The organism is Nostoc sp. CENA543, assembly GCF_002896875.1.
Lineage (GTDB): Bacteria > Cyanobacteriota > Cyanobacteriia > Cyanobacteriales > Nostocaceae > Trichormus.
In genome coordinates, this window is sequence record NZ_CP023278.1 from 1590169 (window position 1) to 1604462 (window position 14294).

Here is a 14294-nt window from a genome sequence, read left to right on the forward strand (position 1 = left end):
GAGAGACCACAATTTTACTCTCTACACGAAAAAATAGCGTGTCCGCCAACCGGACAACGCTGTTTCAAATAGTCTCTCGGTATTCATGACGATTTCCTTAAAAAGAAGTAAACTTTTGTTTACAGATACAATTCTGTTAAGATTCTTTTCATAAAAGTTTAAAAATTGTTAATACCCTCATGACATTATTGATAGTTGGTGCTACTGGCACTTTAGGAAGACAAGTGGCTCGTCGTGCGATCGATGAGGGATATAAGGTACGTTGTCTAGTTCGCAGTGCTAAAAAAGCAGCTTTTTTGAAAGAGTGGGGTGCAGAACTAGTAAAAGGTGATTTGTGTTACCCTGAAACCCTCACAGCCGCACTAGAAGGTGTGACAGCCGTAATTGATGCTGCTACCTCCCGTGCCACAGATTCCTTGACTATTAAACAAGTAGACTGGCAAGGTCAAGTAGCTTTAATCCAAGCCGCAAAAGCTGCGGGTGTAGAGCGTTTTATATTCTTTTCTATCCTTGATGCTGACAAGTACCCAGAAGTCCCCCTGATGGAGATTAAGCGGTGTACTGAACTATATTTAGCTGAATCTGGAATTAATTACACAATTTTGCGCTTGGCCGGTTTTATGCAAGGATTAATCGGTCAATATGGCATACCTATTTTAGAAGGGCAACCCGTTTGGGTAACTGGTGAATCCTCACCAGTCGCTTATATGGATACTCTAGATATTGCTAAGTTTGCTGTGCGTGCTTTGAGTGTCCCAGAAACCGAAAAACAAGCCTTCCCTGTGGTGGGAACTCGTGCTTGGAGTGCAGAAGAAATTATCAGTTTATGTGAACGCTTATCTGGTAAAGAAGCCAAAGTACGACGAATGCCAATCGGCCTGCTGAGGACTGTGCGCCGCATTGCTAGCTTCTTCCAGTGGGGACTGAACGTAGCAGATAGACTAGCATTTACAGAAGTTTTGGCGAGTGGTAAGCCTTTGAACGCGCCAATGGATGAAGTTTATCAAGTATTTGGACTAGAAAAAGAACAGACAGCAACTTTAGAAAGTTACTTACAAGAATATTTCAACCGGATTATGAAAAAGCTCAAAGAGCTAGATTACGAGAAGACTAAAAAGCAAAAATCTAAAAAGACCCCGTTTAAAAAAGTTAATAGTCAATAGTTTTGGGCAAACAGGGCATTAGACATAGGAGCAAATTACTGTTAAAGGTTGACTGTTGACCATTGACTAAATGATTGTTGACTTTTGACTTTTGACTCTACACTAATGACTCGTGATCCAAAATGTGTAAGGATTACATAAGAAAAAGCATCGCCTAGTATTTGGATATTTGAGTGTGCCGAAAGCAGGCATTATCTACAATGACGTTAAACCGATAGCCGTTCGTGTGGCTATCGAACTGAAAGACAAGCTAACCGCAGCCGGTTGGGATGTATGTATGACATCAAGCATCGGTGGCATTTTGGGCTATTCTAATCCAGAAAGTCCTGTATGCCACACTCCTCTTGATGGTCTAACACCGCCTGGGTTTGACTCAGAAATGAAGTTTGCGATTGTTCTGGGGGGGGACGGCACTGTTTTAGCAGCGTCGCGCCAAGTTGCTCCTTGTGGGATTCCCATTTTGGCGGTAAATACCGGACACATGGGATTTTTAACGGAAACTTATCTGAATCAATTACCCCAAGCAATAGAACAAGCAATGGCGGGTGAGTATGAACTTGAAGAACGCGCCATGCTCACTGTGAAGGTTTTACGGGGAGAATCTGTACTGTGGGAAGCCCTATGCTTAAACGAAATGGTATTACATCGAGAACCATTAACCTCGATGTGCCATTTTGAAATTGCTGTAGGTCGTCATGCACCAGTTGATATTGCTGCTGATGGGGTAATTGTATCCACACCCACTGGCTCAACAGCTTATTCCTTAAGTGCGGGTGGCCCGGTGGTCACTCCTGGTGTACCTGCATTACAGTTAGTACCTATTTGTCCGCATTCATTGGCTTCTAGGGCTTTAGTCTTTCCTGATACCGAACCTGTAAACATCTATCCAGTGAACATTCCGCGCTTGGTGATGGTAGTAGATGGCAATGGGGGTTGCTACGTTTTTTCAGAGGATCGTGTATATTTAGAGCGATCGCCTTACAGCGTCAAATTCATTCGCCTACAACCACCAGAATTTTTCCGTATATTGCGCGAAAAATTAGGTTGGGGTCTACCTCATATTGCCAAACCCACTTCGGTAGAATTACCTTAGTCAAATAGTCATTAGTCATTAGTCATTAGTCATTAGTCATTAGTCATTAGTTCTTCTCCCCTGCTCCTTTTCCCAATCCCCAGTCCCCAACCCCCAATCCCCAACGGTTATGACAGCAGTTCACAATCCTTGTGTTTTAGTCATAGAAACCGATGACAGCTTGGCTAATCAGCTTTCTTTTGATTTGCAGGAGGCTGGTTATGAGTCTGTTTTGGCCAGTGATGCTTCCAGTGGCTTGCAATGCTATCGCGATCGCCAACCTGCTTTAGTAGTTGTTGACCGAATGCTCGCAGGTGAGTCAGGATTGGCGTTATGTAAAAATCTCAGAAATGCGGGGATGCGATCGCCTGTGTTGGTGCTAATGGCTAGGGATACAGTTGATGATCGGGTAGCTTGTTTAGAAGCTGGTGCTGATGATTACATTCTCAAACCCTATCGCTCAGAAGACTTTTTAAAGTTAATTCGGCTTTACCTCAAACCAGATATTGATACCACCGAACAGTTACGTTTTGGTGATCTAATTTTAGATATAGCTAGCCGTCGTGCCATCTACAACGGACGGATAGTTGATTTGACAATGAAAGAATTTGAACTTTTAAAATTCTTAATGGAACATCCCCGCGAAGTCTTAACTCGTGAGCAGATTTTAGAAAACGTTTGGGGTTACGACTTCATGGGTGAATCTAACGTCATAGAAGTTTATATTCGCTACTTACGCCTAAAAATCGAAGAAGAAGGGCAAAAACGCCTAATTCAAACAGTACGCGGTGTAGGCTACGTACTCAGAGAGTCTTGAATTAGTCAATAGTCATTAGTCATTAGTCATTAGTCATTAGTCAGTAGGAGTGGGTTCAGTGAGAGATTCACGTTGTCAAACAGAGATTTTGGTTAAACCCGCCCGTACATTAGTCACTAGTCAATAGTTTATCTCCCTGCCCCCTGCCCCCTGCCCCCTGCCCAATCCCCAGTCCCCAACAAGCAGGCTATTTTTGAAAAATTTCTGTAAAATCGATATCTAAATAACTAAATTAAAAATTGTATGATGCGTTGGTTAAGTTTTTTTCCGATGCTGTTGAGTGTTTTATTAATGGGGTGTTCTGTGCAATCCACTGCTCAATCTCCGACAGCAAACCCTACTAACACTCAAACACCAGCATCACTGGGGCAAACATTACCTATTTCTGCTAAAGCAACAGTTCCCAATGGTACCAAGATTGATTTAGAAGTGGCGCGCACACCAGAACAACAACAACTAGGACTGATGTATCGCCCAGCTTTACCCGACAATCGCGGAATGTTATTTGAACTTCCTTCAGCGCAGTCAGTAAGGTTTTGGATGAAAAATGTACCTGTGGCTTTGGATATGGTTTTTCTACACAATGGTGTAGTTAGATATATTCAAACTGCTGCTCCTCCTTGTCCTAATGAACCTTGTCCTACTTATGGAACTGATGTACCAATTGATCAAGTGATTGAGTTGCGAGCAGGACGCGCTCAGGAATTAAGTCTGAAGAAAGGAGACAGTATAAAAATTGAATTTTTAAACACTAAGGATTTACCCTAAAAATTCTTGGACTTGCTGATTTGTGTAGGTTCTAGCTCATCAAAATTCATAATCTTTGCGTAAAAAATCTATCAAGTATACGTAAAATAATGAATTTTGAGGCTACTATCTAGTATGATGTCAAAAATGTTAAATCTCAAGATTGATCAGATAGAGTCACAAGCTGGTGAATTTAATTGCCTAATATCTGACTTTTGGCATAAGTGTAACCAGCCACTCATAAGGCACTATTAGCTATGGAATCTTAATTATTGAATGTGTAGCCAAACATCACTTCAATAGCAAAGATATCATCCATGCCCCATACTCACTTTGAGTCACAACAATCAGCAGTAAAACATCGCTAGAGTTAATAAAATCTGGTTTGATCCCAGTCTATGAGGATAAATAGTTTTATTCTCATAAAAATACCCAAATTGACTAGAGTGTTTATCCGGTAAATGTACATTCACTTGTGAAGTAATAGTTGCAAGGCTACATATCAATGAAAAACCAATACTTAACAGTAAATGCTCAACAAGGAGGTGAGTTACAAATGTCACCATCTACATATTCACGACTGATTCATTTTCTTCAGGAAGATTTATCAATTTCTGCTGCATCTTTAGCGGTGGCGTTGCGACATCGGGAACAAGATCCTGGCCCTCTACCGATGATTCTTTGGCAATATGGTTTGATTACGTTAGAACAACTAGAAAAAATTTATGACTGGCTGGAAACAGCGTAGAATCTGAGTTCTCAGAAAGGAGAATCAAATTATGCTATGTCTACTCTGTCTCTTGCTGGGACTGATTAATAGAGAAGCTGTGTCTTGCATTTTCTATTTATTTCCAGACGAATTACATAAAAGGGCGAGTTAAGTAATTAACTCGCCCTTTTATGTAATTATGTAAAAATTAAGCCCCGACTGCTTCTTTAGCAGCGTAAAGCACTTCAGCCGATATATCTTTAAAACCGCGATCGCGCGCAAATTTTTCGGTGTTGCGCTTCACTTTACCCCTGACAAACCCAGGAATTTTATTTAATTCCGCTAAACCATCTTTTGTCCAATTTAAGTCAGATTCCGCAGAAATTCCTTTGGTAATGACTTCTTTGGTATCGTGTCCACCAAAGATTTCTAATAGATGATCTTCCATTCCTAAAGTAAAGGAATTGTAAATTAAATCTGTAATTTGATTTGTCCCCTCGTAACCCAAAAATGGTTTATATCCTATAGGGAAATTTTGTACATGAATTGGTGCAGCAATGACACCACAGGGAATATCCAAGCGTTTTCCAACGTGGCGTTCCATTTGTGTCCCGAAAATGGCGGAGGGTTCAACACGGGCGATCGCATCCCCGATTATGCCATGATCATCGGTAATTAAAACTTCATCGCAATATTCGCTGACTTGTTCTCTGAACCAATCAGCATCATATTTGCAGTATGTCCCCGCCCACACGACATGAATTCCCATTTCCCGTGACAAAATCTTAGTCATAGCCGCAGCGTGGGTACTGTCACCAAAGACTACAGCTTTTTTCCCTGTCAAGTTTTGACAGTCAATGGAACGAGAGAACCAAGCGGCTTGGGAGACATACAGGGTTTGTTCGTTGATATATTCTTCATAGTCAACGTTCGCGCCTTGTTCGTTGATTACCTGCTGAATTTTACGGATACATCTAGCAGTTTCTACCACACCCATCGGGGTAATATCTATATAAGGTGTACCAAACTCAGCTTGTAGATAATTAGCTGTCATTGAGCCTAGTTCCCGATAAGGGACGAGGTTAAACCAAGCTTTTGGTAAGTTTTTCAACTCATGGACTGACGCGCCTTCAGGAATGACGGCGTTTACCTCAATTCCCAAATCAGCCATGAGCTTTTTGAGTTCTGTACAGTCGTGGTTATTGTGGAAACCCAGGGTAGAAATACCGATGATGTTAACTGAGGGTTTTTCGGTTTTGCTGCGGGGGAGTTCGCCTTTTTTGCGGGCTTTCTCAATGTAGTATTGTACGATTTGGGCGAGAGTGCGATCGCCTGCTTGCAGTTCATTAACGCGGTAGTGGTTGACATCTGCTAAAAGTACGTCACATTTGGCTTCTATTTGCGCCCGTTCGACAAAATTATGCAGGTCTTCTTGCAAAATACTAGAGGTACAAGTAGGAGTTAACACAATTAAATCTGGGTGTTCCTCTGCATCTTTGCGGGTGATGTTATTAACCACCTTTTCTTGAGAACCACGCGCCAAAACGTTGCGGTCAACTACACTGGCTGTAACTGGGGTAAAGTCCCTTTCCCGCGATAACATGGAGCGCATGACGTTAAAGTAATCATCGCCCAAAGGTGCGTGCATGATAGCGTGGACGTTTTTAAAAGAACTAGCGATTCTGAGAGTACCGATATGGGCTGGGCCTGCATACATCCAGTAAGCCAATTTCATTAATATCTTCTCCTAAATGGGGATTGGGGACTGGGAATTTTAGATTTTGGATTTTGGATTTTAGATTGAATCCAATCCAAAAGATGCTCCTGCGTTGCTAACGCTACGCTATCGTCAATTCAAAATCCAAAATTGAAAGGTTGGGGGTTGGGGACTGGGTAGAGAACAATAAAAATAATCTTTTACTTTTTGCCTTTTACCTTTTTTAATGTGGCGATTTTGAGAAACTACTTCCTGATTATGATTCAGTTGGCACTTGAAACAACTTCATGGGTTTTAAATTACATGAATCTTAAAGTTCAGCAAATTTTGTTATCAATGCTGGGTTGTCAAGATGTAATAAAATATGAGCCAGGAATACAAGTTATAGCAATATAATCACGGACGAACAGTAAAGCTATGCCAGCTAAAGTTCAGGAACAACTTTCTATTGTTGATGCAGAAATTATTTTAGAGCGTCTACCTGAGCGCATTCGAGCTGCTTTAATTGCTCGTGCTACTGAAATTGAGTACCCTATTGAAGCAGTTATTGAAATGGCGTTCACGTAGTGTCTCTGAAAGAGAATCGCTAGTTTTCTGGACTCAGAAGCATTAGGTTTTGCAGATTGCAAACCTGGACGCGGAATTTGAAATTTTTTCTACTTGCTTGGGAGCTTTTATTTCAGTAAATAGCTGCTTGGCTTGGTTAAAATTTATTTCACTTTCAGCAGAATTGGACATTTTTTGATATGTTAAGCCTAGTTGAAAATAGGCTGCTGCTAGGTCACATTTAGCACCAATTTTTTCTAATAGTTTGATGGCTTCTTGGTGTTGAGTTAAGGCTAGTTGATAATCTGCTTGTTGGCGATAGATTTCTGCTAGACTACTCAATGTTTTTGCTTTAACTTGCATATAATGACTGGCTTCGGCAAAGGTTAAGGCTTGCTGAAACATTTCTTTAGCTTTGCTAAAATCTCTAAGGTTGATGTAAGTTTGACCTAAGATTTGCATGAAATAAGCAAATCTACCAGTTTTTACCAATTTTTCTTGCGTAATATTTTTATAAGCTACATCTGCTAAGGCAAGAGCAGCATCATTTAAGCCTAAATAGGAATTCACTAAGGCTAAACATACTGAAGCTTTTTCAGCCCAGCTATGATGATCAGTATTTTGTGCTAAATAAATTACTTGTTGAAATAAATCGGCGGCTGTTTCTAGTTCCCACAAATCTATTTTATAAAGACCAATGCTTAACAGCGAATCTACTTCTAACATTCTCAGATAGTAGACTTTATGTTTATTTTCTGGTTGTGGTACAAGAGATTTGAGGGCTTGTGTGGCTAAATTAATGGTTTGTTCTTGACAGGTTATGGCTTGGCTAATCTTGCCTGTAATCCAATATAAATCACCCAATATATTGTATAGTTCAATGAGATTATCTTCAAACTCAATATTATTTATGACTTGATTAATTGCAGTTAATATCGGTTGAGTAAATCCCATACGATACAATGTACTACCCAGAGGTAGGAACTGTTGCCATTGATTATTGCGACTTTTGAGAATAACTTTACCCGCTAACTCAAAGGCGTTAATTTCTATGTAGTGATAATATGCTTCTAAAGCCTGTAAAGCATCTGAAAATGTCGCAATTTCGGTGATGCTAGCTGTCCAAAATTCGGCGGCTTTGTGGTTGGTAATTTCCCAATCATCGCTATGGCGTAAACGCGCGATCGCTTCGGCTCGAATTACTGGATGTAGCCAATATTCTCCTTGCTCACACTCGATTAAAGAGCGATTTCTGAGGGAAGTAATAATCTGACGATGTTCAGTTTTTGGTACATCCCAAAGTAAACAAAATAGTCCTGACGAGGGAATTTTGGGGATATCTTGATAACGGTAACATCCCAAACGACAAAGCAGGCGATAAGCTTGGGAATCAAGGTTTTGCAGACGATTAATTTGACTTACCGCTAAATTTTTTAAGTCGGTTGCTGCTAAAGGATCTGTGTGATTTTCTTGCCAATATAAAGTCAAATCACCACCAAAATCCTCTTTAATTGCACCGCAAATAATGCCCATTGCTTTAGCATTACCGCCATAGGTATGATGTATTTGCTGCAAGGTGGGCGTGTCGATAATTAAGCCTCGGTGACTAAAAAACGTCAGCCATGCACCTTGGTCTAAACTCGGCAGTCGATAGTGATGTATATTAATTCCAGGTTCACACAGGCGATCGCGACTAGTGATTAGAGTCACAGATTGCACCCGCACATCAGCCAAAACCCGCAACAATTCGACATAACTGCGGTGAGGCGCAATCAATTTTCCTTGATGATCTAATGCTGGTTCGAGATTATCAATTAACACCCCGACTCGCCGGTGATGGAGTTGGCGTTTGAGTCTTCCCAATGTCACCCCAAATTCTACCCCTGCTTCTTCTCCAAAGTCTTGTTTTAGCCACTCCTCCACCACCCGTTCCACTGAGGTAATATTTTGGGTTTCCTTCGCCATTAATAGTTCTAAAACCAAGTCAAAACCCTGATTTTGCAGATATTGCTGGGCGAGAGTCGTCTTACCTAATCCTCCCTCACCCTGAATAAGAATTACCTTCGCGCCTTGATTTACCAAAGTATTCAGGTGAGCGATCGCGTCTTGTCGTCCGATAAAATTAGTGTTTTCTAGTGGAATTTTATAAGAGGCAGGGGGCAGGGGGCAGGGGGCAGGGGGAACTAAAGGTACAAAGCTCACCCCTTGTAGGTGAAAGCTCCGTTCACCCTTTTCCCCATTGGTTGAAACCTCACCCCTTGTGGATGATTTTTCCCCCTGCTCCCTTGCTCCCTGCTCCCCTGCTTTTTCATTCCCCTCGCCTTGTAGGAGAGGGGTAGGGGGAGAGGTTAAGCAAAAAGTATGGGAGATAGCAGAAGTTTTCCTCAGAACTCGTTCCAAAGTAGTGCGACAATTGCTTTTAGTTATCTTTTGTCGCAAAACCTGAGAAAGTAACTTCCATAATTGTGAACCGACATCCTTAACGTGTCCTTCCGTACAACCGTAACTGCGGGCGATATCTAAATATTTTCTACCCAACCAAACCTGCTGAAGAATCACTTTTTGCAAATCGCTCAATCTTTCCCCAGTTTGAGCAGGAATGATGCTTTCTAACCATGCTAATGCTGCTTCAGCGTTCATTGTGTAACGATGAGGGTAGTTAGATTTTAGAACTATAGATTAATCTACAGTTTTTCTATCCCAACTTTCGGATAAGTTTCTATGAATCCGACTTTTTACCCGACTTTTTCTAATGTTTGAAAAGTCATGATTGATGTATCAACATATGTTTTACCTCACCCTAAACATTCCCTAGAAAAAAGAAAGGTAACTAAATTATCAATTGCATATTTGTAACCTAAATTAACACACCAAATAAATCCGACTTTTACGCCGACTTTAGCAACTGCATCATATCAAACTGCCGACTTTCACCGACTGACAAACACAGGTGCGATCGCTTAGGCTATTGGGCGTAGAGTTGAAAGTATAAAAAACATGGTGAATACTACCACCCCATTAGCAGAAGATTTGGCAGGCCAAAGCTATACCAGTCCTAGCTACTGGCAAATACAGCAGCGTCTACGCTCACTGATAGATAACTACGTAGCTACCGAAAAACTACAAGAACGCTTAGAAGATTTACCTACGCAATTTACCAATCATCAAGCCCGTCCTTGGAAACATATTGATTGGCAAGCTATCAACCGTAATCAAATTATCGGCGTAGATCCAGAAGTATTTCTATCCATTTTGATAGGTGCATTGGATACAGAAGCCCCGATTCGCGGCTACACCCAAACGAGTCGCCAGTATTTAGAACAATTACATCCTCAGATGGCGCGCGTGGTTGGTGGAACAGTCGGTGAAGATGGTGAACTCCAAGAAATCGGTTTATGGGAGAAAGAAGAACGTCAACACACCCCCGCCTTACTCAAAGTTTACACCCAACTCACCGGCGAAAAAATCACCCCCAAACTCCGCACAGTTAGAGGCTACCTACCCACAGATGACCCCCAAGAAGACCTATATCGCCACGGTTTACATCGCGTCGCTACAGAATACGGTGCAACCTGTCTTTACCTGTGGATGATGGCACACACCACAGGCGCACTCCAAGACGTTTTAGAAGAACTCACCAAAGACGAAGTTAACCACATGACCAAATTTTGGGGTTTTGGAGTTTGGGCTTATCCTGACACCGGACTCATCCGCATTACCAGAACCTTAATTAAAACCCGTTCCCAAAACTATGAGCGCAATAATCTGATGCGTACCCTGCGCCGCATGATGAATACCCTCAACTGGAAAGCCTGGACATTCAGCAACAAAGCCACTCTCCTGTTCACCTTCATCTACACCATGCACCACCTCTGGAAATGGCACAACACCCTAACACCCCAATACTTACAAAACCTCTTTGAATAACTCTTTGCACCCTTCTTTGCGTCTCTGCGCCTCTGCGTGAACTTTCAATAAATCCCCTCATTAACACCATGAATTTACCCCTAGACCTAGAACCCCAAAGAATCCCCCAACACCTAGCCATCATCATGGATGGTAACGGTAGATGGGCGACTAACCAAGGACTACCCCGCATAGCCGGACATCGCCAAGGTGCAAAAACCCTCAAAGAAATTTTACGCTGCTGTAAGGATTGGGGAATCAAAGCCCTCACCGTCTACGCCTTCTCCACCGAAAATTGGCAACGTCCCCTGCAAGAAGTCAATTTTCTCATGCGCTTATTTGAGCGATTCCTGCGCCGAGAATTAGCCGAAATGTACCAAGAAGGAGTGAAACTTTCTTTTATTGGCGATTTATCAGCTTTACCCCCATCTCTGCAAACAGAGATAGAACATTCAACTGTAAAGACCGCAAATAATCAAGCGATTCACTTTACTCTAGCGATTAATTACGGTAGCCGTAATGAAATTACTAGAGCCTGTCATCAAATAGCGGCACTAGTAGAACAAGGTAAACTTAATGCAGCCGCAGTTAATGAACAGCTTGTAGAACAGTATTTATACACAGTAAATACTTCCCCGCCAGATTTACTAATTCGTACTAGCGGAGAAATGCGCTTAAGTAACTTTTTACTATGGCAATTAGCCTATACAGAGATGTATTTCACTGATATTTTTTGGCCTGACTTTGACCGAGAAGAATTATATAAAGCTTTACTTAGTTATCAACAACGCGATCGCCGTTTTGGTAAAGTTAAACCCTTACTCTCAGCTTAACTTTTTCAATCATCAAAAAAACAAGGCTCAACAACCAATCCCGAAACTGATAACTTAACAGGAGAAACTATGCAAACTATACTTTTAAGCAGCGAAGAAGTTGGTAAACGTGCCAGAGAATTATATGAAAATAATATCCGTCAGCAAGTAGAAACAGAAGAAAACATCGGTAAAATGGTGATTATTGATATAGAAACTGGTGAATATGCAGTTGATAAAACAGGTATAGAATCAGCGAATTATTTACGCAAAAAGAACCCATTAGCTCGACTGTTTGGTATTCGCATTGGTTATAAAGTCGCAGCTTCTTTTAATGGTGACATGGAGCGTGACTATCAGTGGTTTAATGGCTGATCATCAACCTATACCTAAAGAAGTTTTCTAGTGTTGATCCTGAAATCATAGCGATCGCTCCCATTCTCCACAGGTGTAAAATAGCTATGAGTGGCTGAGAAGCGATCGCAGTCACATAAATTAGAAGTTGTAACCTATCCCCAACAACAAACCCACATCGGTTTTATCAACAAAAGCTGCATTTACAGCACCTGTAAGGGTAAAGCGATTTCCCAAGGGAACATCTACACCACCAGTTAACAGCAACCCAATATCAGTATCATTGCTAGCTTCAATAGCCACACCAGCACCAACATAAGGGGATACAGAAAACTGCTGTACAACGCCGGGTTCCACCTCACGAGGCGCGAAATCATAAGTCAAGGGTACGAGAAATACGGTATCGTCTCCAAACACTACCGATGGACGCACTGATATAGTCCGAGTTAGACCGATTTTACTGATAGCCGCAAAGTTACTTTCACTCAACGCTGTATCACCGCCCAAGCCGATATTACCCGCTACGCCAACATAACTAGAACCGCCACGGGTAGCCCTTCCTGGTGTGACATCTGGGGTTTGTGCTTGATTATTGGGTGGTTGTGGCTGTTGACTAGTCAGATTAGGTGGAATCAGAACTTGGTTAATGGGATAGATGACTCCGTTACTCGCTTGAATATTAGGCTGAATCACTCGCGCTTCATTGACTGCAATTTGATTATTTGCACTATCAACTCGAATATTCACGGGTGAATTCTCCACGGTTTTTAATTCCCCAGATGAGAGTTGATTCGCCGTCACCTGTCCAGGAACTACGTGATAGCGCAATATCTGCACCAATAATTCTTTATTTTGGGGTTGTTGTAACTGTTCTAAAGTCCCAGCCGGTAAAGCTGCAAAAGCTTCATTAGTAGGCGCAAACACTGTATAAGGGCCTGGCTGTCGCAAGATATCCGTTAAACCTGCTGACTGGATTAAAGAAGTTAAAGTGCTAAAAGAATTACTAGACGCGGCTAGAGAAACGATGTCATTCCCTGTTTGAGTATTACCAGTTCCCTGGCTGACTACTACATAGTTAGAGGCTGCAACATTGGTAGCTAGAGGTTGCAACTGTCCCTGACGCACTAAGGCTTGATACAAGAGTGCTGCTGCTTCTGCACGGGTGAGAGACTGTTGGGGATTGAGTTGTCGAACATTGGGATAGTTCACCACTAAGTTAGCTTGTGTTGCCGCCGCCACACTATTTACAGCATAATTAGGGATAACAGAAGCATCTGCATAGTAGGTACCTACCACATCTGATGCAGAGTTGCTATTTTGTAAGCCTAAACCACTAGCTAAAGCTGCGATCGCCTGTACTCTAGGAATCTGTTGATTAGGTAAAAACACATCCCCTGGGTAGCCAGCCATAAATCCAGTTTCGTAAGCCTCTCTAATTGCAGCATTCGCCCAGTAGTTAGACGGAACATCTGTAAATCCGCTTGCACTTAATTGTCTGACTGGCTGTTGGTTAAAGGCTTTCTGAATCATCGTGGCGAATTCCGCCCGACTCACCGATTGGTTCGGCTTAAATGTGCCATCAGGAAAGCCTGCAATAATATTTCTTTCGGCTAAAGCTTGAATAAATGGACTCGCCCAATAATCTGCACCAACATCACTAAATCTGGGAGCTACAGTTGTTGAAGGAACAGTATCTTGAGCTAAAGCGACTGTAGAAATCATCACAGGAGAAATTGTTGCAGCTGCTACTCCTAAAGCTAGCAATTTCATACTGAATGATGACCAAGATAAGAGATGATTCACAGATGTATCCTCCAGAAAAATTAATTTCTCTCTAAGTTGATGTATGGTTTTTAGGAAAATATTTCAGGGTAACTCAATCAAAAAATATCTATTTGATGATAAAGATATGTTTGAAATTAGCTTTTCAATCAATCATGATTTCTAGCTAAACACCCTTAATTAAACTCACAATTTAAGACAAAAATAATTTAGATGCTTCTTCATCAGATCATTGGTTTAAATGCCTTTTGGTTACTGAAAACACTCCTAAAACACTGTGATTGAGATGAAAACAGTGTTTTGTATCAAAGTAATTTATCTTTGATAACTCTCATTTTTCACTGATGAGTCATAATCAACAACTAGCTAAAGGTCAAAATACGCGGCAAACACTTTCATCCTTTAGATAGTTGATCACATCCATCTAAGATTAATTAGTAGTAAGCTATTCCCAGATTTTATCCAGCACTATATATTACAAAAATCATTTTTTATTCTCTATTAAAATATTAAATGTCCCCACCTTATTGGTGTTTAAATCTTAGTATCTTGGGAAGTCAAGTAACTTTTAATACACTTAGGGTATCAAAGAACACATAAAAATATATTTTTTCGATGAAAATTAACTAAAGTCAAAAAACAAATATTTTATTTATCTAGTTAGCCATA

Annotated in this window: 11 protein-coding genes and 1 pseudogene; 9 read left to right on the top strand and 3 right to left on the bottom strand. The window is 41.2% G+C overall.

Annotation, left to right across the window (positions count from 1 at the left end):
* Nucleotides 1-179: 179 nt before the first annotated feature.
* From CLI64_RS06660 to CLI64_RS06680, 5 genes are all read left to right on the top strand, one after another.
* Nucleotides 180-1163: an SDR family oxidoreductase gene (locus CLI64_RS06660; protein ID WP_103136472.1), complete on the top strand. Its 984-nt coding sequence runs from the start codon at nt 180-182 to the stop codon at nt 1161-1163.
* 175 nt (nt 1164-1338) lie between these two features.
* Nucleotides 1339-2256, top strand: a complete 918-nt coding sequence (locus tag CLI64_RS06665; RefSeq protein ID WP_103136473.1) for an NAD(+) kinase — start codon at nt 1339-1341, stop codon at nt 2254-2256.
* A gap of 109 nt (nt 2257-2365) precedes the next feature.
* On the top strand, nt 2366-3052 hold the full coding sequence (gene nblR / locus CLI64_RS06670; protein WP_103136474.1) for a response regulator transcription factor NblR: 687 nt from the start codon (nt 2366-2368) through the stop codon (nt 3050-3052).
* Nucleotides 3053-3295: 243 nt separating this feature from the next.
* On the top strand, nt 3296-3820 hold the full coding sequence (locus tag CLI64_RS06675) for a DUF192 domain-containing protein (RefSeq protein WP_103136475.1): 525 nt from the start codon (nt 3296-3298) through the stop codon (nt 3818-3820).
* 535 nt (nt 3821-4355) lie between these two features.
* Nucleotides 4356-4547 (top strand): DUF2949 domain-containing protein, encoded by a 192-nt coding sequence (locus CLI64_RS06680; RefSeq protein WP_103140622.1) that lies wholly within the window; start codon nt 4356-4358, stop codon nt 4545-4547.
* 169 nt (nt 4548-4716) lie between these two features.
* Here CLI64_RS06680 and bchB read toward each other — a convergent pair whose 3' ends face one another.
* Nucleotides 4717-6243: a ferredoxin:protochlorophyllide reductase (ATP-dependent) subunit B gene (gene bchB, locus CLI64_RS06685; protein WP_103136476.1), complete on the bottom strand. Its 1527-nt coding sequence runs from the start codon at nt 6241-6243 to the stop codon at nt 4717-4719.
* Between the two features lie 399 nt (nt 6244-6642).
* On the opposite strand from bchB, the pseudogene CLI64_RS32080 reads away from it, so the two are divergent.
* A pseudogene (locus CLI64_RS32080) lies at nt 6643-6873 on the top strand (hypothetical protein).
* Here the strand turns inward: CLI64_RS32080 and CLI64_RS06695 are convergent.
* Nucleotides 6835-9411: a tetratricopeptide repeat protein gene (locus tag CLI64_RS06695; protein ID WP_103136477.1), complete on the bottom strand. Its 2577-nt coding sequence runs from the start codon at nt 9409-9411 to the stop codon at nt 6835-6837. The pseudogene CLI64_RS32080 and the gene CLI64_RS06695 sit on opposite strands and share 39 nt — an antisense overlap.
* A gap of 357 nt (nt 9412-9768) precedes the next feature.
* Between CLI64_RS06695 and CLI64_RS06700 the strand changes: the two genes are divergently transcribed.
* The 3 genes from CLI64_RS06700 to CLI64_RS06710 all read left to right on the top strand — a co-directional run bounded on the left by CLI64_RS06700 (nt 9769) and on the right by CLI64_RS06710 (nt 11864).
* The gene (locus tag CLI64_RS06700) at nt 9769-10698 is read left to right on the top strand and encodes a hypothetical protein (RefSeq protein WP_103136478.1); all 930 of its coding nucleotides are present in this window, start codon (nt 9769-9771) and stop codon (nt 10696-10698) included.
* 68 nt (nt 10699-10766) lie between these two features.
* A complete protein-coding gene (locus tag CLI64_RS06705; RefSeq protein ID WP_103136479.1) occupies nt 10767-11510 on the top strand; it encodes an isoprenyl transferase in 744 nt (247 codons plus the stop codon).
* Between the two features lie 69 nt (nt 11511-11579).
* Nucleotides 11580-11864: a hypothetical protein gene (locus CLI64_RS06710; RefSeq protein WP_103136480.1), complete on the top strand. Its 285-nt coding sequence runs from the start codon at nt 11580-11582 to the stop codon at nt 11862-11864.
* A 120-nt stretch (nt 11865-11984) separates the two neighbouring features.
* Here the strand turns inward: CLI64_RS06710 and CLI64_RS06715 are convergent, their stop codons facing one another.
* Entirely contained in the window at nt 11985-13613 is a 1629-nt protein-coding gene (locus CLI64_RS06715) for a fasciclin domain-containing protein (protein WP_103136481.1), read from the bottom strand.
* Nucleotides 13614-14294 lie beyond the last annotated feature (681 nt).

What these genes read in the sequence shown, in the direction of transcription:
- CLI64_RS06695 (WP_103136477.1), bottom strand. Translation starts at nt 9,411, where the DNA reads ATGAACGCTGAAGCAGCATTAGCATGGTTAGAAAGCATCATTCCTGCT.
- CLI64_RS06700 (WP_103136478.1), top strand. Translation starts at nt 9,769, where the DNA reads ATGGTGAATACTACCACCCCATTAGCAGAAGATTTGGCAGGCCAAAGC.
- bchB (WP_103136476.1), bottom strand. Translation starts at nt 6,243, where the DNA reads ATGAAATTGGCTTACTGGATGTATGCAGGCCCAGCCCATATCGGTACT.
- CLI64_RS06660 (WP_103136472.1), top strand. Translation starts at nt 180, where the DNA reads ATGACATTATTGATAGTTGGTGCTACTGGCACTTTAGGAAGACAAGTG.
- CLI64_RS06710 (WP_103136480.1), top strand. Translation starts at nt 11,580, where the DNA reads ATGCAAACTATACTTTTAAGCAGCGAAGAAGTTGGTAAACGTGCCAGA.
- CLI64_RS06680 (WP_103140622.1), top strand. Translation starts at nt 4,356, where the DNA reads ATGTCACCATCTACATATTCACGACTGATTCATTTTCTTCAGGAAGAT.
- CLI64_RS06705 (WP_103136479.1), top strand. Translation starts at nt 10,767, where the DNA reads ATGAATTTACCCCTAGACCTAGAACCCCAAAGAATCCCCCAACACCTA.
- CLI64_RS06715 (WP_103136481.1), bottom strand. Translation starts at nt 13,613, where the DNA reads ATGAAATTGCTAGCTTTAGGAGTAGCAGCTGCAACAATTTCTCCTGTG.
- CLI64_RS06675 (WP_103136475.1), top strand. Translation starts at nt 3,296, where the DNA reads ATGATGCGTTGGTTAAGTTTTTTTCCGATGCTGTTGAGTGTTTTATTA.
- nblR (WP_103136474.1), top strand. Translation starts at nt 2,366, where the DNA reads ATGACAGCAGTTCACAATCCTTGTGTTTTAGTCATAGAAACCGATGAC.